The 21,822-nt window shown below is 73.2% G+C and carries 15 protein-coding genes; 5 read left to right on the top strand and 10 right to left on the bottom strand.

What is annotated here, in order from left to right; translation table 11 throughout:
- The first annotated feature begins 99 nt into the window (after window positions 1-99).
- Complete coding sequence (locus FDO69_RS04130; RefSeq protein WP_234387836.1) at window positions 100-1,563, top strand: glycoside hydrolase family 3 N-terminal domain-containing protein; 1,464 nt, start codon at window positions 100-102, stop codon at window positions 1,561-1,563.
- A 152-nt stretch (window positions 1,564-1,715) separates the two neighbouring features.
- Here FDO69_RS04130 and FDO69_RS04125 read toward each other — a convergent pair whose 3' ends face one another.
- Window positions 1,716-2,984, bottom strand: a complete 1,269-nt coding sequence (locus FDO69_RS04125) for a glycoside hydrolase 5 family protein (RefSeq protein WP_104778279.1) — start codon at window positions 2,982-2,984, stop codon at window positions 1,716-1,718.
- 8 nt (window positions 2,985-2,992) lie between these two features.
- On the opposite strand from FDO69_RS04125, the gene FDO69_RS04120 reads away from it, so the two are divergent.
- Both FDO69_RS04120 and FDO69_RS04115 read left to right on the top strand, forming a co-directional pair.
- On the top strand, window positions 2,993-4,132 hold the full coding sequence (locus FDO69_RS04120; protein WP_104778277.1) for an N-acetylglucosamine kinase: 1,140 nt from the start codon (window positions 2,993-2,995) through the stop codon (window positions 4,130-4,132).
- On the top strand, window positions 4,129-6,420 hold the full coding sequence (locus FDO69_RS04115; RefSeq protein ID WP_104778275.1) for a glycoside hydrolase family 3 N-terminal domain-containing protein: 2,292 nt from the start codon (window positions 4,129-4,131) through the stop codon (window positions 6,418-6,420). The genes FDO69_RS04120 and FDO69_RS04115 overlap by 4 nt, the downstream gene beginning before the upstream one ends.
- On the opposite strand, the gene FDO69_RS04110 is transcribed toward FDO69_RS04115, so the two are convergent.
- The 6 genes from FDO69_RS04110 to FDO69_RS04085 all read right to left on the bottom strand — a co-directional run bounded on the left by FDO69_RS04110 (window position 6,384) and on the right by FDO69_RS04085 (window position 15,710).
- On the bottom strand, window positions 6,384-7,262 hold the full coding sequence (locus FDO69_RS04110; RefSeq protein ID WP_104778273.1) for a carbohydrate ABC transporter permease: 879 nt from the start codon (window positions 7,260-7,262) through the stop codon (window positions 6,384-6,386). The two genes, FDO69_RS04115 and FDO69_RS04110, sit on opposite strands and share 37 nt — an antisense overlap.
- Entirely contained in the window at window positions 7,259-8,293 is a 1,035-nt protein-coding gene (locus FDO69_RS04105) for a carbohydrate ABC transporter permease (protein ID WP_234387835.1), read from the bottom strand. Before FDO69_RS04105 ends, FDO69_RS04110 begins: the two co-directional genes overlap by 4 nt.
- Before the next feature lie 2 nt (window positions 8,294-8,295).
- Window positions 8,296-9,669: an extracellular solute-binding protein gene (locus tag FDO69_RS04100; RefSeq protein WP_170320834.1), complete on the bottom strand. Its 1,374-nt coding sequence runs from the start codon at window positions 9,667-9,669 to the stop codon at window positions 8,296-8,298.
- Window positions 9,670-9,797: 128 nt separating this feature from the next.
- On the bottom strand, window positions 9,798-10,475 hold the full coding sequence (locus tag FDO69_RS04095) for a malonyl CoA-ACP transacylase (protein ID WP_104778271.1): 678 nt from the start codon (window positions 10,473-10,475) through the stop codon (window positions 9,798-9,800).
- Window positions 10,472-14,683, bottom strand: coding sequence for a glycoside hydrolase family 38 N-terminal domain-containing protein (locus FDO69_RS04090; RefSeq protein WP_104778269.1), 4,212 nt, complete (start codon window positions 14,681-14,683; stop codon window positions 10,472-10,474). Before FDO69_RS04090 ends, FDO69_RS04095 begins: the two co-directional genes overlap by 4 nt.
- Window positions 14,684-14,825: 142 nt before the next feature.
- The gene (locus tag FDO69_RS04085; protein WP_104778267.1) at window positions 14,826-15,710 is read right to left on the bottom strand and encodes a MurR/RpiR family transcriptional regulator; all 885 of its coding nucleotides are present in this window, start codon (window positions 15,708-15,710) and stop codon (window positions 14,826-14,828) included.
- A gap of 169 nt (window positions 15,711-15,879) precedes the next feature.
- Between FDO69_RS04085 and FDO69_RS04080 the strand changes: the two genes are divergently transcribed.
- Complete coding sequence (locus tag FDO69_RS04080) at window positions 15,880-16,644, top strand: sugar isomerase domain-containing protein (protein WP_104778265.1); 765 nt, start codon at window positions 15,880-15,882, stop codon at window positions 16,642-16,644.
- Window positions 16,645-16,701: 57 nt separating this feature from the next.
- Here FDO69_RS04080 and FDO69_RS04075 read toward each other — a convergent pair whose 3' ends face one another.
- On the bottom strand, window positions 16,702-19,791 hold the full coding sequence (locus FDO69_RS04075) for a beta-N-acetylglucosaminidase domain-containing protein (RefSeq protein WP_234387834.1): 3,090 nt from the start codon (window positions 19,789-19,791) through the stop codon (window positions 16,702-16,704).
- 365 nt (window positions 19,792-20,156) lie between these two features.
- Between FDO69_RS04075 and FDO69_RS41560 the strand changes: the two genes are divergently transcribed.
- Window positions 20,157-20,414: a hypothetical protein gene (locus tag FDO69_RS41560; protein ID WP_199838277.1), complete on the top strand. Its 258-nt coding sequence runs from the start codon at window positions 20,157-20,159 to the stop codon at window positions 20,412-20,414.
- A 242-nt stretch (window positions 20,415-20,656) separates the two neighbouring features.
- On the opposite strand, the gene FDO69_RS04065 is transcribed toward FDO69_RS41560, so the two are convergent.
- Window positions 20,657-21,394 carry an FAD:protein FMN transferase gene (locus FDO69_RS04065; protein ID WP_104778263.1) on the bottom strand — a complete coding sequence of 246 codons (738 nt, stop codon included), beginning with the start codon at window positions 21,392-21,394 and terminating at the stop codon, window positions 20,657-20,659.
- 14 nt (window positions 21,395-21,408) lie between these two features.
- Window positions 21,409-21,822, bottom strand: coding sequence for an FMN-binding protein (locus FDO69_RS04060; RefSeq protein WP_104778261.1), 414 nt, complete (start codon window positions 21,820-21,822; stop codon window positions 21,409-21,411).

Here is a 21,822-nt window from a genome sequence, read left to right as displayed (position 1 = left end):
ACTTCATGAACGTTTCCGCTTCTCCGTGACGGCGGGCCCTTGAATGGACGATCCATCAAGATGTTGACATTTGGTTGACCGAGCCAGAGTATTCCCGGGGTGACCCACTCCGCGCCCTTGCCCCACGGCCTCGACGAGGCCGCCCATCGTTGTCTCGTCGCCGGTTTCGCCGGCACCACGACCGTGCCCGATCCGCTCAAGCGGCTCATCGACCGGGGCCTCGGCGGGGTCATCCTCTTCACGCGGAACGTCCGCGACGCGGAGCAGGTCCGCGGGCTCACCGACGCGCTGCGGTCCCTGCGGCCCGACCTGCTGGTGGGCATCGACAACGAGGGCGGTGGCATCGGCCACCTGGTGAGTGCGGGCGCACCGGACGTCCCCGGCTCCTACGCCCTCGGTGTCGTCGACGATCCGGCCCTCACCGCCCGCTGCGCCGACGCGCTCGCCGGGCATCTGGCCGCCCTCGGCATCACCGCCTCCTACGCCCCGGTCGCCGACCTCCAGCACCACCCCCGCAACCCGATCGTGCGCACCCGGGCCTTCGGTGCTGAGCCCGCGCTCGCCGCGCGGCATCTGCGGGCGTGGATCACCGCCACCGAGCGGCGCGGCGTCGCCTCCTGCGCCAAGCACTTCCCCGGCCACGGCGGCACCGAGACCGACAGCCACCACGGCATCGCCGTCGACCCGCGGTCGCGCGAGGAACTGCGGGCCGATCTCGAACCGTTCAGCGCGGCCGTCGCCGCGGGCGTGCCGATGATCATGAGCGCGCACGTCGTCTTCCCGGAGCTGGACCCGGAGCGGCCCGCCACCCTGAGCCGCCGCATCCTGGGTGATCTGCTCCGCCACGAGCTGGACTTCGACGGGGTCCTGGTCAGCGACGCGCTGGAGATGAAGGCGATCTCCGACCGCTACGGCGAGGCCGCCGGGGCGCGGATCGCCCTGGCGGCCGGTGCCGACCAGGTCGTCGTGGCCGTGCCGGAGCTGGAGGTCACCCTGGACTGCCGGGACGCGGTGCTCGGCGCGCTGGCCTCCGAAGTGCTGCCCGAGCAGCGGGTACGCGAAGCCGCCGGGCGGGTGCGGCGGCTGGCCGAACGGTACGCCGCCCCGGCCGGGTCGGTCGGCGGCTGGGACGCGGAGGCCGGTCTCGAGGCCGCCCGCCGGGCCGTCCGCGGCCGGCCGGTGCCGCCGGCCGTACGGGGCGCCCACGTCGCCGACCTGTTCCCGCCGCCGCACCCCGCGCTCAACTGGGGTGGCGAGGACCTGCTGACCGAGGTGCGCGCCGTGGACCCCACGGCGACGGGCACGGCGGTCCCCGGAGAGCCGGCGGACCCGGCCGCCGTCCTGGAGGAGATCCTGCGCGCCTGCGGTGACGCACCCCTCGTCGTCGCCACCTGCGATGCCGGACTGCACCCCTGGCAGCAGCGGCTGCGCGCCGCCCTGCTGGCCCGGCGGCCCGATGCCACGGCGGTCGACACCGGGCTGCCGGAGGGCGGCGCGCTCTGCTCCTACGGACGGGGGCGGGTGAACCTGCGGGCCGTCGCCGAGGTGCTGGCGGCCGGCTGAGCGCTCACGGGCCCCGTACCGCCTCACGGCACGCGTACGACTGCTTCACGGCGCGGCGCTTGTACGCTTCACGGCGCCCGTGCGGCCTCACGGCGCGGCGCTTGTACGCTTCACGGCGCCCGTGCGACCTCACGGCGCGGCACCTGTACGCCTCACGGCACCCGTACGACCTCCTTGATGCCGCGGGCCGCCAGGTACGCGGCGTCGTCCGCCCGCCCGGCCAGGACCACCGCGGGGTGGTCGCCCGCCGCCCGCAGGTCCGTCCACGCCTCGAAGAACGCGCCGCCCGGGCCGGAGACGGAGCGGGTGGACGGCGTGCAGTCCAGGACCAGGGCCGTCTCGCGGGGGCGGGCCGGGTGATGCCCCGCGCGGACCTCGGCGACGGTCTCGGCCAGGGCGGTCGCGATCGGCTTGGCGCGGCCCCGGGAGTCGAACAGACCCAGCGTGTACTCCAGTTCCGGGTAGTCGGCGAGGGCGCGGTCCACGTCGTGGGAGCACCACCAGGTGACACCCCACAGCCCCTCGCACCCGGCCGCGTTGCGCACGGTCGCCCGCGCGAAGTCCGGGGCGTCCGCCGCCGGGATGTGCGGCTCCGGGGCCCCCGTCTCCTGGACCCAGACCGGGCGGTCCGGGTCCTCGGCGTAGGCCTTGGCGAGTTCCGTGCCGTACTCGGCGAGGTGCAGCACCTGCGGGGAGCGGGGGCCGTAGCGGCGGGCGCAGTCGCCGGAGAACACCCAGGGGTGGACGGTGGTGACGTCGCCCTTGCGGGCCGAGGCCTCGGGGGTGAAGGGGTGGTCGTCGCCGTACCAGGCGGCGTCGTAGGCGGAGTGGGTCGCGAGCCGCCCCGGGGGCAGGTGCTCGCGGGCCGCGGCCAGCAGCGTGTCGAGGTAGTGGTCCACCTCGTCCGCGGTCACCGGGTTGTGCTCGACCAGGTTGTTGAGCTCGTTGCCCAGCTGGAGACCGATGAGGTTGGGGCGGCCGGCCAGGGCACGGCCGAGGGTCCGCATCAGCTCGGCCTGGGCGGCGACGGCCTCCGGGTCGGTGAACACGTTCCGGTGGTGCCAGCTGCGGGTCCACTCCGGGTAGAAGTCGAAACTGGACAGATGGCCCTGCACGCCGTCCACCAGGACGTCGAGACCGGCCTCGGCCGCGAGGTCCACCAGGCGCGCCAGCTGGTCCACGGCCGCGGGGCGGATGAGGGTGCGGTTGGGCTGCAGGAGCGGCCACAGGTGGAAGACCCGGACGTGGTCCAGGCCCAGCGCGGCGATCTGTTCCAGGTCCTCGCGGGCGTGCGCCGGGTCGAAGTCGTGCCAGGCGTGGAACCAGCCGCGGCGGGGCGTGTAGTTGACGCCGAAGCGGAGCGTAGGGATGGGATCCTCCTCGGGTCGGGTCTTGCCCTGGGTGAATGCATCAATCACCATAGTCGGCGATGGGTAATGAATTGAACCAGGAATGCCGGAGCGCCTCCACCCTGGTGATCGGTCTCGACGCGGGCGGCACCCGGACCCGGGCGGTCCTCGCGGACGCCGCCGACGGACGTCCGCTCGGCGAGGGCGCCGCCGGGCCGGGCAACGCCCTGACCGTTCCCGTGCCGCAGCTCACCGAGCATCTCGCCGAAGCCGTCGGGCGAGCCGTGCCGGAGCCGGACCGGGGCAGGGTCGTGGTCGTGGCCGGCGGCTTCGCCGGCGCGACCGGCGCCGCCGAGGACGAGCCGGGGCGGCGCAACGCCCTGGCCGCCCTCACCGCCGCCCTGCGCCTGCTGGGCATCGACGCCGGTCCGCCCGTCATCGGCAGCGACATCGAGGCGGCCTTCGCCTCCGCCCCGGGAACCCCCGCCGACGGGCTCGCGCTGGTGGCCGGCACGGGCGCGGTCGCCCTGCGGATCACCGGCCGCCGCGGGGTCGCCACCGTCGACGGAGACGGCTGGCTCCTCGGCGACGACGGCAGCGGCTTCTGGATCGGCAGGGCCGCGGTACGGGCCGCGCTGCGGATGGCCGACGGCAGGGGCGCGCCGACGGTACTGGCCGGGACGGTGGGCAGGGAGCTGGGCGTGCCGGAGGAGGTGCTGCCCGGCGGGCCCTCGCTCGCCCCGGCCGGCGGTGTCGTGGTCCGGCCGCTCGGGGAGGACGCCCCGTACGAGGCCGGTGACGCCGCCGACGCCCCGGGCGCCGCCGGGCACGCGCTCCCGCCCCACGACGAGACGCCCTGGTCCCGCCCGGACCGCGAGGCCTACCGCCGGCATCTGCTCCCCGCCGTCATGGCCGAGCCGCCCATCCGGCTGGCACGGCTCGCCCCCCTGGTCGCCGAAGGGGCCCGGGCCGCCGGGGACGCCGTCGCCCTGGCCATCCTGGACGAGGCGGCCGACCGGCTCACCGAGACCGTACGGGCCCTGGAGCCCGGCCCCGGGGAGCGGATCGTCGCCACCGGCGGACTGCTCGGGCCCGACGGCCCCCTCACCACCCGCCTCGAAGCCCGTCTGCACGCCCTCCGCCTCACCCTCGACTGGGTGCCCGACGGCTGCCGGGGCGCCGTCGCCCTGGCCCGCCTCGCCCACGAGGGCCGCACATGACCGTCACCACGCTCCTCTACCGCGACCCCACCGCCCCTCTCGAGGCCCGCGTCGGCGACCTGCTTGCGCGGATGACCCTGCGTGAGAAGGCCGGCCAGCTCAACCAGCGGATGTACGGCTGGGACGCCTACCGCCGCACCCCCACTGGCGGTTTCGAACTCACCGAGGCCCTCCTCGCCGAGACCGAGCGCTTCGCCGGACTCGGCGCCCTGTACGGGCTGCTGCGCGCCGACGCCTGGTCCGGCGTCGACCACACCACCGGCTCCGGCGCCGAGGACGGAGCCGAACTGGCCCACCTCGTCCAGCGCCATGTCGTCGAACGCAGCCGGCTCGGCATCCCGGCCCTGTTCGTCGAGGAGGTGCCGCACGGCCACATGGCCCTCGACGGCACCGTCCTGCCCGTCAACCTGGCCGTCGGCGCCACCTGGGACCCCGGCCTGTACGAGCGGGCCGCGGCCCATGCCGCGGCCGAACTCCGCGCCCGCGGCGGGCATGTCGCCCTGGTCTCCGCCCTCGACATCGCCCGGGACCCGCGCTGGGGCCGGACCGAGGAGTGTTTCGGCGAGGACCCCTACCTGGCCGCCCGGCTCACCGAGGCGCTCGTCCGTGGCATGCAGGGGGAGCAGGAGCCGGGCGGGCTCTTCGCCCCCGACAAGGCACCCGTCGTCCTCAAGCACTTCGCCGGGCAGGGCGCCACCGTCGGCGGCCGCAACTCCGCCGAGTCCGAACTCGGGCCCCGGGAACTGCACGAGATCCATCTCCCCGCCGCCCGCGCCGGTGTCCGGGCCGGAGCCGCCGCCGTCATGGCCGCCTACAACGAGGTCGACGGGATGCCCTGCTCCGGCAACCGCGCCCTGCTCACCGGGCTGCTGCGCGAACGCTGGGGCTTCGAGGGACTCGTCATGGCGGACGGACTGGCCGTGGACCGGCTGGCCCGCATCACCGGTGACACGGTCTCCGCGGGCGCCCTCGCGCTGCGGGCCGGGGTCGACCTGAGTCTGTGGGACGAGGGCTTCACGCATCTCGAGGAGGCGGTCGCGCGCGGGCTGGTGAGCGAGGAGGACCTGGACCGGGCCGTCGCGCGGGTGCTGCGCCTCAAGTTCCGCCTCGGGCTGTTCGAACAGCCCTATGGCCCCTGCCCCTTCCCGGACCCCGCCGCCGGGCGCGAGCTGAGCACCGCGCTCGCCCGTGCCGCCGTCACCCTGCTCCACGACGACCAGGGCGTACTGCCCCTGACGGCCGCCTCCAGCGTCGCGGTCCTGGGGCCGCACGCCGACACCGTCGCCCACCAACTGGGCGACTACACCGCGCCCCAGCGCCCGGGCACCGGCACCAGCGTCCTCGACGCCCTGCGACGCACCGGCATCGACATCCGCCACACCCGGGGGTGCGCCCTGACCGGCGGAGACCTGTCCGGCATCCCCGCCGCGATCACCGAGGCAGCCGCGGCCGACCTGGCCGTGCTGGTACTGGGCGGCAGCAGCGCCCGGACGCCGGACACCGAGTTCGACGCCAACGGGGCCGCGCGCACCGCCGTGTCCGAGATGACCTGCGGCGAGGGAGCCGACCTCGCGGGCATCCGGCTCGGCGCCGCCCAGCACACCCTGCTCGACGCCGTCATCGCGACGGGCACACCGACGGTCGTCGTCCTGGTCCAGGGCCGCCCGCACGCCGTCCCCGAGGCGGCCGAGCGGGCCGCCGCGCTGCTCACCGCCTGGTACCCGGGCCCCTGGGGCGGTGAGGCGATCGCGGACGTGCTGCTCGGCCGGGCCGATCCGGTGGGCCGGCTGCCGGTCTCCGTGCCCCGCTCGGCCGGGCACCTGCCCGTCCACTACAACCACAAGGACACCGAGTACGGCGGCTACGTCGACGACAGCGCCGAGCCGCTGTTCGGATTCGGCCACGGACTGTCGTACACCCGCTTCGCCTACGGCCCGCCCCGGCTGTCGGGGCGCACGGTCGAGGTCGACATCACCAACACCGGGCAGCGGCACGGGCGCACCGTCGCCCAGCTGTACCTGCGCAGGCTCGTCACCCCCGTCTGGCCGCGCACGCTCGAGCTGAGGGGCTTCAGGGCCGTCGACCTGGAGCCGGGGGAGTGCCGCACCGTCGCCTTCGTGCTCGGGCCGGAGCAACTCGCCCAGGTCGGGACGGACCTGGAGACGGCGGTCCTGCCCGGCACCGTCGAGATCCGTGTCGCGGAGTCGGCGTGCCGGGCCCTGACCGCCGTACCGGTCGGGCTCCGGGTCGATCAGAGCTTCACGGCACCGGACGAGACGCCCTTGTAGAACCACCGCTGGGTGATGACGAACAGCACCAGCACCGGGATCACGGAGATCACCGAGCCGGCCATCACCATCCGCTGGTCGTAGCCGAACGACGACGACTGCAGCCTCGCCAGACCCAGCGTCAGCGTGAAGTGGCCCTCGGTGCGCAGCACGATCAGCGGCCACAGGAAGTCGTCCCAGGCGCTGATGAAGGTGTTGATGGTGACGACGAGGATCGCGCCGTAGGCGGAGGGCAGATACAGGTGGCGGAAGCGTTTCCACTCGCCCGCCCCGTCCAGCATGGCCGCGTCCTCGATCTCGCGCGGCACGGCGAGGAACGCGGCCCGCATGATGAGGACGTTGATCGCGGCCACGAAGCCGGGCAGCCAGACGCCGGCCAGGTTGTCGACCAGACCCATGTCCCGGATGCTCAGGAACAGCGACACCATGATCGACTCGAAGGGGAACATCATGGACGCCAGCAGCACGATCCAGACCAGCTTGCGGCCCTTCCAGCCGGGCTTGGACAGCATGTAGCCGGCCATGGTGGAGAAGACGAGCTGGCTGGTGATGGACAGCAGGGCCACGATGACGCTGTTGCGGATGTACGTCCACACCGGCACCTGGGCGAAGACCTCGCGGTACGCCCGCAGCGAGGGGTGGTGCGGGAACAGGGACGCACCCGAGCCGAAGACGTCCTCGCCCGCGCCCTTGAGGGACGACAGCAGCTGCCACAGCAGCGGGCCCACGGTGATGAACAGGGCGAACAGCAGCAGCAGGTAGCGCAGGACCAGTTCGCGGGGGCGGCCGTAGTCCCGCCAGCGGGGCATCGGACGTCGGCGCTTGTCGACGGCGGTCGTCATGACTCGTCCTCCTTCGTCAGGCGCTGGGCGAGCAGCGTGAGGCCAAGGGTCAGGGCGAACAGGGCGACGCTGACGGCCGCGCCGTAGCCGGCGTTGCCGGTGAGCGGATCGAGGCCGACGTCGCGGATGTAGAAGGGGAGGGTGCGGTCGGCGCCGCCGGGGCCGCCGGTCGAGCCGCCGAGCATGTAGATCTCGGTGAAGACCCGCAGGGAGCCGATGCCGGTCAGGGTGCCGACCAGCATCATCGACTGGCGCACGCCGGGCACCGTGACGTTCCAGAACCGGCGCACGGCACCCGCCCCGTCCACGGCCGCCGCCTCGTGCAGCTCCCGGGGCACGTTCCCGAGGGCCGCCAGGTAGAAGATCATGTACCAGCCGAGGCCCTTCCACAGCGTCAGGCCCATCGCGGACAGCAGGATCAGCCACGAGTCCGACAGGAACGGGATGGCCTCGCGGATGATGTGGGCCTTGAGCAGCCAGGTGTTGACCAGCCCCTGGTCGCTCAGCAGCCACTGCCAGCTCAGGCCCACGACCACGCTGGAGGCGAGGACGGGCGTGTAGAACGCGGAGCGGAAGAAGCCGATGCCCGGCAGGTTCTTCTCCACGAGGATCGCGAGCAGCAGCGGCAGCAGCACCATCAGCGGGACGACGATCAGCGCGTACAGCAGGCTGTTGCGGGTGGCCAGCCAGAAGTCCGGATCGCCCAGCATCCGGCGGTAGTTGGCCAGGCCGACGACGTCGTACGCCCCGCCCAGCGGCTTGGCGTCGGTGAAGGAGACGACGACCGTGTTGAGGAACGGGAAGACCCCGAACACGGTCGCGCCGACGATCGCCGGGGTCATCCACAGCCACGGCAGCCACCAGCGGCGGTAGAGCGCCGCGCCCCCCGCGTCCGCGCTCGGGCCGGGCGTCACGGAGCGGAGGGCGCGGCGCAGCGGCCCCGGCGAGGCCGGGGAGGAGGCGCCGGGGCCCCGGGCGCCCGCGCCCGGGGGAGCGGTCACGGGCACCTGGTGCACGGTCGGTTGCGTCATCCTCAACTGCCCTGCTCGATCAGCTGGTTCGCCTTGGACTGCGCCTCCTTGAGCGCGTCCTCGGCACTCTTCTTGCCCTGCATGGCCAGCTGGATCTGGGCCGATATGGCGTTCAGTTCACCGGGTGTCAGGGCGATCTCGTCGGCCGTGGCGGTCTTGCGGTCACCGGCGACGATCTTGCGGGCCTCGGCGAACGGGTCGTCGCCCTTGACCGACTGGAAGAACGGGTCGTCGAGGGAGGCCGTGGTGGAGGGGAAGATGACGACGTTCGGGTCCTTGGCCCATTCCAGCTGGTTCTTCGCGTTGGTCAAAAACTGCGCGAAGGCCAGCGCCGTGGAGGCGTTCTTGCTGGTGGAGGCGACACCGATGTACTGCGGGGCGCCGACGGTGTGGCCGAGGGCGTCCAGCATGAAGCGGGCCACGCCGGTCTTCTTGTAGACGCTCGGGTTGTTCTGCTGGATGAACCGCAGGAAGTTCGGGTTGGTGGGTCCGTAGACCAGCTTGCCCTGGCCGTAGACGTTGGCCGGGTCCTGGGTGGAGGACAGCGAGTCCCGGGGCATGCCGCCGGCCTTGTAGAGCTTGGTCATGGCCTCGACCCACTGCGCCGTCTTCGGGTCGTCGGCGAAGGTGAACTTCTTGCCGTCCTCGGACAGGACCTCGATGCCCATCTGCTGCCAGTCGGCCGGGATGCGCAGCTGCGGGTTGGCGAGGAACGCGTAGTACTTGCCGCCGGACGCCTTGGCGACCTTCTCCGCGTCGTCGAACAGCCCGAGGACGGTCGTCGGAGGTTTCGCCGGGTCCAGGCCCGCCTTCTTCATCAGGGCGGTGTTGAAGGTCTGCACGATGCCGCCGGAGTACCAGGGCAGCACGCTGTGCACGTTCTTGCCGTCCGCGTCGGCGTACATGCTCGACTTCCACATGGCGGCGGAGAACGGCTTGCCCGCGTCCGGAGCCTTGTCGTCCAGGTTCAGCAGGTAACCGTTCTTCGTCAGCGCCACCGCCGTGTTGACGTTGATGTTCACCACGTCCGGCAGGGTGCAGCCCTGCGCGTCGGCGACCAGGCGCTGGGTGAAGGTGGCGTCGCCCGGGTCGTCGATCCAGTTGATCTTCGTGCCGGGGTGGGCCTGCTCGAAGGCGTCGATGACTCCGTTGAAGTACTTCCCGAAGTCCTTCTTCAGGTTGGTGGTCTGGAAGGTGATCTTTCCCTTGACCTCGCCGGAGAGCTTGCCGGAACCGACGTTGCCCTTGTCGACCTTGCAGCCGCCGGCGGTGGTGTCGCCGTCGCCGGAACCACCGCCGGCCAGGCCGCAGCCGGCCGCCGTCAGCGTCAGGACGACCAGACAGGTCAGGGATCCGGTGAGTCTTCTTGTGCGCATTGCTGCCCTCCTGGGGCCAGTCGGTGCTGGCTCAAATCACCAAGTTGGACTTCGGTTGATGAAAATGTGGACCAGAATTCATCGGAGGTCAATGGTTTGCCGTGTTGCTGTTCGGTTGCTTGCGGCGATCAGTGCCGGTGTTCGTGGTCCGGGTGCGAGGGGTCGCCGGGGTGCTCGTGGCCCTCGGCGTACGCGACGCCGGCCCGGGCCTCGTCGAGCCAGGTGAAGAACGCGCGCCGGGCCGCTGCCCGGAGCAACTCCTGCGCGATGCCGTCGCGGACCTGCCGGTACGGCCGAAGGTCCGTGGGCGCCGGATCGTCGTAGGGGTCGACGCCGCGGCGCAGGGCGTCGGGGGTGAGGAAGCGGTCCCGGTTGCGGTCGTAGTAGTCGCGAACGGCCGGTTCGGGGATGTGCTGTTCCCGTTCCAGGTCGGCGAGGAGGGCCCGGGCGGCCGGGGAGTGGGCGAGGACTGCGGCGACGATGCTGCCGAGATCGGCCACGTCGGTTTCCGGGACGGGGAGGAGGTGCATCGGTTCGAGGCCGTCCGGTGGGGGGAGGCCGCGTTCCGCGCAGGCCCGGCGGGCGAGTTCGTCCGTGAGGACCACCTGGGTCGCCCAGCGCCGTTGCTGGCGGTGTCTTCTTGCCTGTGCGGAGCCGTGGGGGCTGCTCGCGCCCCGCGGCGGAGTCGCCGAGCGATGCAGCCCCGCGTCCCTGAAGGGCGAGGTCGGGCCGGCGTTCAAGAAGGCCGCCACGCGGTCCTTCGGGATCGGGTCGCCCTGAACGCTGGCCGCGTAGTCCCCGGTCATGGCGTCACCACCAGCTCCACCGCCTCCGTGTACGCCACGCAGCCGTGCCAGGCCGCCTTCGCCATCAGCCAGTACGAACCCGGGGGCACCGCGTCGCCGTCGACCTCGATCACGGACTCGGTCTGCTCCCCGCCCGGCACCGTGAAGCCCTGGCAGCCCGGGGTGACGCCGGGCCAGGTGCCCCACGAGGAGACAGCCCAGAGCGTGCCGTTGACGGGGCCGCGGGTGGGATTGCGCAGGGTCACGGGGACCCTGGCCCGTTCGCCCCGGCGGACGGTCACCCGGTCGACCGCCAGGTCCGCCACCAGGGTCGGGCCGGTGTGCCCGCCCGGGACGTCCAGGGCGACGACGTCCTCGTACGTCTGGCCGCCGTACGACAGCCGGGCGGCCAGCCAGTGGCGGCCGGGCTCGGGCTCCGGGGGCGGTGTGACCGTGACGTCCGTGAGGGTGAAGCCGGACGGGCCGAGGGCGTAGGGCAGTTCGGCGGGTTCGGTGGTCCAGCCCGGCGGTACCTCGAAGGTCACCGTGCCGGACGCCGAGGCGTCGGTCAGCTCCGAGGAGACCCGCACCGTCGCGGTGACGGGCCCGCCGGCGGTGAGGGTGGCGGGGGAGAGGCAGACGGCCACCGGCATGTTGCCGCGGGGCGCCGGGCCGGAGTTGTGCAGCCAGTAGCGGGTGGCGACGGGCTGCGCGGGCTCGTGGGCATCGACGCCGGGGCCCGGTGACGGTGTCGTGCCGGTCGCCGGTGCGGCCAGGAGCGTGGCGACCTCGAAGCCGGTCAGGTCGGCTTCGAGAACGCCCTCACCGTCCGGGGCAAGGGGTGTCCCGGGTGTCTCCAGGACATCGGCGCGGGCGCCCGACGCCCAGGCGACCGGCCCGGTCACCCGTGCCCGCACCGGGCGTCCGTCGACCTCGTGCACGCGGACGACGACGCCCCGCCCCGGATCCACGCGCGCCTCGCTGCCCCGGGCCAGCGGGGAGCCGGCCGGCTTGAGCGCGTCGAGGAGCACCTCGCCGGCCGGCTCCAGCCCCAGCAGGACCGAGTCGCGGGGCAGGGAGCCGCCGGGGGACCGCCGCAGCCGTGCCGTGAGCGGGCGGTTGTACGCGTGGCCCGCCCGCGGCAGCCGCAGGTCCCGCCAGTCGCCGGTGCCCGCGACGACGGCGTACTCGAACGTGTGGGACCAGCGCTGGAGCTGGAACCCCGAGCCGTCGGGGGCGGTCCGGCGCGGCGGGTCGATCCAGATCCCGGAGGGCCAGCCGGTGCAGGAACGCATCAGGGACATGTAGAGGTCGCCGGCGGAGGTGATCACGCAGCCGGGTGTGCCCCGGTTGAGGACGGCGAAGCTGCGGCCGTCCCAGGCGTCACCGGGAGGCAGGGCCTCGCCACCGCCGGCCGCCGTCGCCATCACCGTGAAGTCGTCCAGGTCGGCGATCAGCGCGTCGACCGCCTTGGCGTCGTCCTCGGCGCGGGCACCCGCCACCACCAGCAGCGGCAGGCGCTCCAGGTCGCGCAGGTCCGCCCCGGGGATCCACTCCTCGCGCAGACAGGCGCGCGGCGCGACCCAGACGGCCGCCACGCCCCGCTCGGCGAGTTGCCGCCTGAGTTCCCGTCCGGCCGCCGGGTCCCAGCCGAGCGCCTCGGCGGTCACGGCGTTGCGCTCGGGGCCGCCGACGGTGATCCGGATGTCGGGGAGGTTGGAGTCGACCTCCAGGTCGCCGTAGCGGGGGCCGCCCGCGATGGTCGAGGTCGCCGTGACCCCGGCGCGGACCAGGGCCGCCGCGAGCGGGGCGCCGAGCTCGCCCGCGATGTCCCAGTCCGGGTAGACGAGTTCGGCGACGCCGATGGACCGGTGGCCGAGGAGGGTGCCGGAGTCGTCGTGGACGGCGACCCGGGCGGTGGAGCCGAGGCCGAACCAGGTGTTCGCCGGGTTGTCCAGCGTCCAGGGGAACCGTTCGCTGTCCACCTCCACGAACCCGAAGCCGCGCCCGATCACCGCGTCCGCCACCTCGTGCACCGGCAGCCCGCCCCGCACGTCCGACGGCCAGCGCACCCGGATCAGCCGGTCCTCGCCGTCGTACCCGTCGACGGTCGTCGTGAGGTCGAGCCGGTCCACGCCCCGCCACAGCGTCAGCCGCTGGGTGTACCGGAAGAGGCCGAGGTCGGCGGTCACGGTGATGCGGGAGCCGGCCGCGGAGCGCTCGGTGCGCACCTCGGCGGTCACGTCCCGGCCGCGGGCGGCGGTCGTGCCGGTCGGGGTGAGGTGCCAGGGGCCCTCGCCGAAGCGCGGGTGCCTCGGATACTCCTCCTGGACGACGATCTCGTTGCCGATGTCCCCGGGGCGCAGCAGCTCCCGCCCGCCCTCGGTCAGGGCGCGCAGACCGCTCACCCCGCCGCCGCGCGCCGGGTCGACCGTCACCTCGTAGAACTCGTTGCGGATGGTGAGGCCGTCGGCGGGCTCCCAGCCGGGGACGGTGCCCTCGGCGAGCGGCAGCGCCTTCAGGCCCATGCCGGGCACCTCCGGGACGACGACGTGGAGCCGGCCGTCCTCGCGGACCGCGGGGAGATCCCGCGGCACGAGGCCCGGGTCGTCGACCGTCAGTACATCCCGCCGGGGCCAGGTCGCGGAGTTGAAGACGACCAGGTCGGAGGCGTCGCCGGGAGTGACCTGGTCGGCCAGGGCCTGGGTGGCGTCCGCGTGCACGCGCACGGCCAGGTCGTGCAGTTCGCGCCAGCCGGTCATCAGGTCGATGTACACCTGGTCCGACTCGGAGCCGGTGATGGCGTCGTGGTGGGCGCCGTAGACGAGTTGCCGCCAGGCCTTGTCCAGGGCCGCGTCCGGATACGGCCGGCCGGTGACGAGCGAGGCGAGCGTCGCCCAGGCCTCGGCGTCGGCGAGGAGGGTCTCCCCGTACCGCTGGGCCTGCTTGGTGTCGATGTAGGAGACGTCCTTGCCGGTGTACACCGGGTTCATGTCGCGGGTCTGCGGGGAGGCCTTGCGGCCCTCCGCCTCCAGCTCCGCCCGTACGGCGGCGAAGAAGTCCCGGGGGATCGCGCTGATGAAGCGGGGCCAGACGTAGCGGGCGTTCCAGTCGCGGTGGATGTCCATCACCCAGCGGCACGGCGGCGCGTAGTCCCCGCCGACCGGGAGCAGCACGTTGCGGGTGAGCGCGACCTGCTTGAGCCGCCGGAAGAGCGTGTACGCGGCGGCTTCCGCCTCGGGCAGGGTGGGGGCGTTGTCGATCGCCCAGCCGGCGCCGTAGTGGTTGACCATGTACGCCGTCAGCAGCCCGCGTCCCGAGGGGGCGATCCAGTCGAACTCGGCCGGGAACTGCATCCGGCCCGGGTCCCTCGGCTCCTCGCCGAACACCGACAGGGTCGGCCCCCACTGGTGGAACGGCCCGCGCGCCCAGGAGCTGGAACCGAGTCCCGCGTCCGCCATCAGCCCCGGGAACTGCGGATCGTGCCCGAACGCGTCCAGCTGCCAGGCGGTTTCGGGGCGGGCCCCGAGGATCCCGCGCTGGAAGCCGTCGCCGTACAGGGCGTTGCGGATCGTCGCCTCGGCGCCGGTGAGGTTGGTGTTGGGCTCGTTGTAGGTGCCGCCCATGATCTCCACGCGGCCGGTGCGGATCAGCTGCCGCAGGAAGGCCCGCTCCTCCGGGTAGGCGTCCCAGTAGGGCTTCAGGTAGTCGACCTCCGCGAGGACGAAGGTGTACGCCGGGTCGCGGCGGGCCAGGTCGCAGTGGGCCCGCACCAGGCTCATGCCGGACTGGCCGCGCGAGTCGAAGGTGCGGGCGGGCAGGCCGCTCGACGCCGGGTCGTCGGCGACGTCCCAGGTCTCGGTGTAGGCGCCCTGGGTGTTCCACCAGACGGGGTCGTAGTGGAAGTGGCTGACCATGAACATCGTCCAGCCGGGCTGGGCCGCGGTGAACTCGCCCGTGCGGGTGGTGACGTCGTCCCCGTCCGCGGCGCTGACCGTGATCTCGCGGCGGTCGCCGGGGACCAGGTCCTCGCCGGTGACGGGTATCTCGGCGCGTACGGTGCCGTCCTCACCCACGGTGGTCTCGGCGGTACCGCTGAGGCCGGGGCCCTCCACGGTGAGCCGGACGGCCCGGCCCGGGGTGTGGCTCAGCTCGACGGCCACGACCTGGAGCGGGTGTTCGGTGGTCCCGGTGAAGAGCTCGGTCGACTCGACAGAGGTGACGCGCATGGGGCTCCTACGAGGTGCGCTGGGGGGAGCCCCATCCTGCACGGCAGGAGTGATTCAAACAACCATCTTCACGTCAACTTGGTGGTTCATCCATGCACACCTGGCCAAGCCCGACCACCGTCCGCCGCGGCCACTGCCAGGCTCACCTGGCCCGCCGGGACTTCGCCGTGTGCTGCCCGGCGATGTGGTCGGTCAGCGCCAGCGAGGCGCTCGCCCGCTGGTAGGAGAGCTGGGCCACCCGGACGTAGAGGCAGTCGATGAGCATCAGGACCGAGTGCCGGCTGCTGATGCTCTCGGCGCGGAAGCTGGTCTCCGACGACGAGGAGATGAGCCGGATGTCGGCGGCCCGGGACAGTGGTGAGCGCGGATCGGTGGTCAGGGCGACGGTGGTGGCGCCGCGCTCCTTGGCCATCTCGAACGGTTCGAGGGTCTCCCGGGTCGCCCCGGAGTGGGAGATGCCGATGGCCACGTCGGCCGGCGTCAGCAGGGCGGCGGAGGTGGCGGCGGCATGCACCTCGGTCCAGCCGCGCACCGCGCAGCCGATGCGGAACAGCCGGGTCTCCGTCTCGTGCGCCACCGCCCCGCTGCCGCCGACGCCGTACACGTCTATACGGCGGGCCCTGGCCAGGGCCTGGGCGGCGCGCTCCAGGGCGTCGAGGTCGATCCGGTCGATGGTCTGCTGGATGGCCCGCAGGTCCGCGGTGCCCACGACCTGCACGACCCGCTCCAGGCTGTCGTCGGGCGAGATGTCGGGGCCGATCTCGGCGGTGCCCCAGTCGGAGACCTCGCCGCGGCCGCGCTCCTGGGCCAGTTCGATCAGCAGGTGCTGGTAGGAGTCGAGCCCGATGGCGCGGCAGAAACGGGTCACCGTGGCCTGGGAGGTGCCGGTGCGGCGGCCCAGTTCGGCGGCCGAGCAGTGGGTGACGGCGGCGGGATCCTCCAGGATCAGCTCGCCGACCTTCCGCAGGGAGCCGGCCAGCCGGGGCAGCTCGGTACGGATCAGTGTCGTGACGTCCGTGGGAGGCATGGGCAAGAAGGTACCAGCCACCTTTCCGCGTGCGGATTGAATACCAGGACCCATTGTCCGGCCGATACCCGGTGTGATTCATTGATTCACCGATGGGGAAGTGTAGGGTGATTCAATCCATCAGCTGGGTATGCCTTCGGCTGGGAGTTCTTCAGTGGGGAGTGTCGCGATGTCCGTCGAGTCTGTGAGCGCCCAGGGGTTCGCGCGCGAGAGCCGCACCGTCCTGGAGCGCGTCGTCGAGTCCTCCCGCGCCGCCGTGGCCGCCGCGGCGGACCTGGTCGCCGAGTGCGTGCGCGCGGACGGAGTCGTCCAGGCCTTCGGCACCGGCCACTCGCAGGCCCTCGTCCTGGAACTCGCGGGCCGCGCCGGCGGACTGGTCCCCACCAACCGGCTCAGCATCACCGACCTCGTCCTCTACGGCGGCGAGGACCCGTCCGTCCTCGACGACCCGCTCCTCGAACGCCGGGCGGGGGTGGCCGAGCGGCTCTACGACCTCGCTGCCCCGCGCCCCCAGGACCTCTTCGTCGTCATCTCCAACTCCGGTGTCAACAACGTGATCGTGGAGATGGCCCTGCGGGCCTCGGAGCGCGGCCACCGCGTCCTGGCCCTCACCTCCCTCGCCCACACCCGGGCCGTCCCCGCCGCCCACCCCAGCGGCCGCAAGCTCGCCGACATCGCCGACGTCGTCCTCGACAACGCGGCCCCGCCCGGCGATTCCCTGCTCGAACTGCCCGGCGGTGGCGCGGTCTGCGCCCTGTCCACGCTCACCGGCGCGATGCTGGTCCAGATGACGGTCGCCGAAGCGGCCGGCCGCCTCCTCGCCGCCGGCGAACGGCCCCCGGTCTACGTCTCCGCCAACGTGCCCGGCGGTTTCGAGGGCAACCTGGAGCTGGAGAAGAAGTACGAGGGCCGCATACGCCGCACGGCGAGCTGAGCCCGACCCTCCGGTCCCGACGGCCGGGGCCCCTAGCCGGGCCCCGGCCGTCCCGCGTCACCGCACCGGTACCGGTGTCAGCGCCACGGCCAGCGGATAGGCGCCCGTCGTCAGCGGTGTCCCGACGGCCCCGGACGCCGGGTCGAACGGGACCAGGGCGCCCGCGTCGGCCGTGGTGACGTACGCGGTGGCGCCGTTCCAGTCCAGGGCGACGTCGAAGGCGGACCTGCCGGGCCTCACCGTCTTCCCCGGGGCGCCGGTGACCGTGTCGAGGGGTGTGACGGTGTCGCCGGTACTGGGACTGACCCACAGGGTTCGGCCGTCCGGCGACAGGGCGAGTCCGTAGGCCTGGCCGGTGACCAGGAGCGTCGGTTCGGTGTCGTTCGTGGCCGTGTCGATCGGAGTGATCGTCGAACCACCGGAGTTGGACACGTACACCGTCTTCCCGTCCGGCGCGGCCACGACGTTGAAGGGGCTCGGGCCCACGGGGACGGGGGCCTGGGCCTCGCGGGTGGCGAGGTCGACCGGCGTGACGGTGTTGTCCTTGATGTCGGGCACGTAGAGCGTCCGTCCGTCGGGCGTGACGGCCAGGTTCTCCGGCCCGTTTCCGACCCGCACGGGAGCGCCCGGGGTGAGGGAGGCCGTGTCGACGGGCTGGACCGTGCCGTCCCCGTAGTTGGCGACCCAGAGGGTGCGGCCGTCCGGGGTGAGCGCGAGCCCGGCGGGGACCTTGCCGACCGGGACCGTGGCGGTGACCTTCCCCTGCGCCACGTCGATCACGCTGACCGTGTTCGCGCCCTGGGCTGCCGCGTAGGCCGTGCGTCCGTCCGAACTGGTCACGATCTCCCCGGGGTTGGCGCCCACCGGGATGTTCGTCGTCTTCTTGGAGGCCAGGTCGATCGAACTGACGGACGCCCCGCTGAAGTTGGCGGTCAGCGCCCTCGGCGAACCGGTGCCGCCGGTGACCCGCACCGGAATCGCACGGCTGAGGAGGCCCTCGCCCGTCACCACGACGGACCGCACCCCGTCGGAGGCGCCCGCCCGGGCCGTGACGGTCACGGTCGCCGAGGCGCTGCCCCCGGCCGGGACGGTCGCGGTGCCGGAGTCGGGCGAGACGGTGACCCCGTCGGGGACGCTCAGCTTCCACGCGACCGTCCTCGCCGAGGCGTCGGAGAAGGAGAGGGTCACCTTCGCGGAACCACCCGGCTCCAGGCTGACGGACCCGGGCGTGAACCGGGCGTCCACCCCCGGGTCGGGCGCGTTCGCGGTCATCGCCGAGTAGAGGAACGGATCCATCACCCCCGGCGCCACCTGCTGGGGTGTCGCGTCGAGTTCCTTGCGCTGGGCCCTGAGCCGGTTCCAGTACGTGGTGACCGCCTCGGTGTCGCCCCTCTTGCCCGCCAGCAGCAGGTCCACGGCCGTCTGCCCGGCGGTGCCGTAGCGGCCGAGCTTGTCCAGCCAGGCCGCGGTCTCCTTCAGGAAGCCCGGATTGTGCAGGCGGGAGCGGAGTTCGGCGGGCGTGGCCGCCATGCGGGCGAAGTACGAGCGGAGTGCGTCGGCGGCCCGGCCGAGGCCGGAGTCCTCCTCGTACGCCGTGCGGAACCTGGCGATCAGGGCGCTCAGGGTGGGGGACTCGGTGGCGTCGAGCTGGGACGAGTGGTTGTTCTCGGCGAAGATCCGCAGCCACGGGGCGGCGCCGGGTCCGGCGAAGTCGCGCACGGAGGTGAGGAACGCCGCCCGTGGGTCGTAGGCGTCCGGGTTCCACAGGTAGGCGGCGGAGGTGAACAGGGCGATCCGGCTCGCCTCGCCCTGCACCATCGGGTTGGCCGTCACCCCGGTCACCGCCTTCGCCACGCCGGGCTCACGGCCGGTGTAGGGGCCGAGCAGCAGGCGGCTGGTGACGTAGTCGTTGACCGGGTAGTTGTCCCAGAGCAGGATCGGATGGCCGTAGACCTCACGCGCCTGCGCGACCTGCTCGGCGGTGACGGTCGGGGCGATCACCCCGACACCGGTCCACTCCACGACGACGGACGGGGCCAGCTTCTCCCGCAGCGCCTTCTTGTAGGGGGAGTCGGCGAGGTCGGAGTACTCGGTGGGGACCATCTCCAGCGGCTCGAGGCCCGGGTGCCCGGCGGAGAAGTCCTGCCACGCCCGGTTCAGCAGATGCGCCTGCGCCGCCCCGGCGGCGCCGCCTCCCGTGCCGAACTCCCGCTCGTCGGCATCGCAGTTCCACTTCGTGTAGCTGATGTCGTCCAGCGGGATCGCGAAGGACCGCACACCGACGGCGTACAGCGAGTCCAGCTTGCGGGTGAGGGCCGCGAGGTCGGCGCCGGAGGAGTAGCAGACGGACAGTCCGGGGGAGAGGGCGTAGGTGAAGCGGACGTGGTTGGCGCCGGCCCGGTCGACCAGCTCCCTCAACTGGGCCAGTTCCGCGGGCGGGTACTCGTCCCGCCAGCGCTCGCGCAGATACGGGTCGTCCTTGGGCGAGTAGACGTAGACGTTCTGCTTGGTGCGGCCGTAGAAGTCGAGCTGGCTGAGCCGCTCGGACTGCGACCAGGGGGTGCCGTAGAAACCCTCGATCACTCCGCGCAGGGCGGCGGTGGGCCAGTCCCGGACGGTCACCTGCGGCACCGTCCGGGTGACCAGTTGGCGCAGCGTCTGGGCGGCGTAGAAGGTGCCCGTGGGGTCGGCGCCGGACAGGGCGAGGACGGTGCGGCCGGCGCTGCGACCCGAGGCGAGGACGTACCCGCCGGAGGGCAGCCCGGCGGGGGAGGGGGCGTGCAGGCGGCGCAGGGCCGGGGCCGTGGCGGCGTTCTCCTTCGGGCCGCCGAGGAAGACGGTGAAGGGGGCCCGCGGGGGCGGCTCGGTGACGGTGTCGATCCGCTCGGCCCCGGCGTGGCGCAGGACGGTCTCGACGACCCGCCGCGCCGACGGGTCGGTGCCCCGCCCGACGACCGCCACCACCCGGTCGGGCACCGGGAACCGGCCGGTCCCGGCATCCATGTGGCGGGGCTGCGGCCAGACTTGGGGTGGGGCGCCCGTCGGGGGCCGCGATGGTGTGGCGTCGGCGGCCGGTGCAGTCGCGAGGAGGAGGCTCAGCGCCAGCAGCAAGGCGGCGGGCGGGCTGACGCGAGTGGCTGGGAACACGGATGCTCCTTCGGGTGCCGCGGGCGCACGTCCCGGGCCGGAGAGGAAGAGGTGAATGGAGCCACCGAGTGATGCTAGAGATGCTGAATGGATCAATCAATGGGGCGTGGGGAGGCCGGTTCTGTCCCGGCCGCTGACGTCGGCCGCCGCGGCTCTCACACTGGCGTGACTACGTAGTCGAGCAAGCCCTTTCCCTTGCACGCAGGCCCTCCCCCTCCCGCCCGGCGCGCACGCCCTGTACTGGGCGGACGGGCTGTCGCCGCAGGGCGCCGAGACCTTGGCGCCTATGAGCACCGCACTTCGGCCGCTGGACCGCCGTCACCACCCACCGTCGCGGGGCCGGAGGCATCACCTACGCCGGCACCGTGCCCGACCCGGCTTTCGCTCAGGCCCTGTTCGACCGGTACGCCCCGGACGGCGCCTGGCGCCCCGACCACCCGAGCGTCACGGCGACCTCCGCGACCGCCCGCGACGGCCGCCGGGTGCGCTTCCTGCACAGCTGGTCGTGGGACGAGATGTCCGTGCCTGTGCCGACGTCCCTGCGGGAGGTGCTGTCGGACGCCCGGTACGCCGACGCGGTGCCGCTCGGGCCGTGGGACGTCAAGGTGCTGCGGGAGGAGTAGACCCGGCAACCGCCCGTCGTGCCCGGGGAGTTCCGACCGCCTGTCCGCTGGGCATCGTGTCAGGGGCGTGGGCCGTGCCGTCCCGGAGGGGGAGCGGGCGGACCCCGGCACCACGCGCCGTCCACCTCGGGCGACCTGTTCCTCCACATCAGGGCCGCCCGCACGCCGGCAGCCTGTTCCTCTTACCGCCGGCGGGCTTCCTGGAGGACCTGCCGGGCAGCGGCTGAGCGGGGTCACCCGGCTCACGCCGCCGCGACCCCCTCCGCGCCCGCCGCCGGGAATCCGGCACTGCGCAGCACCCGCCGGTCCGCGTCCACCGCGAACACCTCGCACCTCTCGCGGGCGGCCGCCCATCCGACGCCCTCCCTGCCGAGTGCGAAGGCCGCCGTCGCGACCGTGTCCGCCTCCGTCAGGGTCGGGGCCACCACGGTCACGCTGAGCAGGCCGGTCGCGGGGCGGCCGGTGCGGCCGTCGAGGATGTGGTCACCGCGTTCGTAACGGGCGGAGGTCGCCACGGCCCGGTCCGTGACGTCCAGGACCGTGCAGAGCCGGTCGGCGTGCTCGGGATGGCGCACGCCGACGCGCCAGGGGCCGCCGGAGGCGATCACGTCGCCGCCGGCGTTGAGGCAGAAGCGGCGCGCCCCCGCCGCCGACAGCAGTTCCGCTCCCCGCTGCACCGACCAGCCCTTCACCACGGCGCAGGGGTCCAGGCCGCGGCCGGGCAGGCGCACGTCGAAAGCGCCCTGGGTGGCGATCCGGTACTCCTCGCACAGGTCCAGGACCTCACGCAGCTCCGGGCCGGGCTCGGACACCTCGCCCCGGTCCAGCCGTGACACCTCGCTGTCCGGGCGGAATGGGCTGAACCGTGCGTCGACCTCGCGCAGCCAGGCGAACAGGCCGTCCACCGCCGCCTCGGGGACGTCCTCGTCGTCGATCCGCACCGACACCGGGAACCCCATGACGTGCTCGACGCGCCGCAACCCCCTCATCCCGCTCAGCCCCTCGCGTCGATGGCGGCCTGGAGCGACTCCCTGTAGCCGTCGCTGGTGATCGTCGCGCCCGACACCGTGTCGATGTCGGCGCTCTGCGCCCGGAGCGTCTCCTCGATCAGCCGCGGAACCGCGGCCGTGGTCTGCGGGTGGTCCGGCTGCCGGAGCATCCGCACCGAGGCGATCCTGTCGCCGTCGAAGGTGACCTCGACCCGCACCGGGCCCTTCTCGGTGTCGACGAGGGACCCCGACACGACGGTGGTCGTGGCGCCGCCCGACGAGGAGGCCGAGGGGGTGGACGCCGGCGCCGCCGCCTCGGCGGGGGCCGACGACGAACCGGTGTCCTGAGAGGGCGCGTAGCGCCAGAGGGGGATCAGGCCCGCGACACTGAGGACGAGGACGGGCAGGGCTCGCTTCAC

The organism is Streptomyces tibetensis (assembly GCF_007655005.1).
In the GTDB taxonomy this organism is placed as follows: Bacteria; Actinomycetota; Actinomycetes; order Streptomycetales; family Streptomycetaceae; genus Streptomyces; species Streptomyces tibetensis.
The sequence above is the reverse complement of the archived record's forward strand: the minus strand, read 5'-3'. Positions and strand labels throughout refer to the sequence as shown.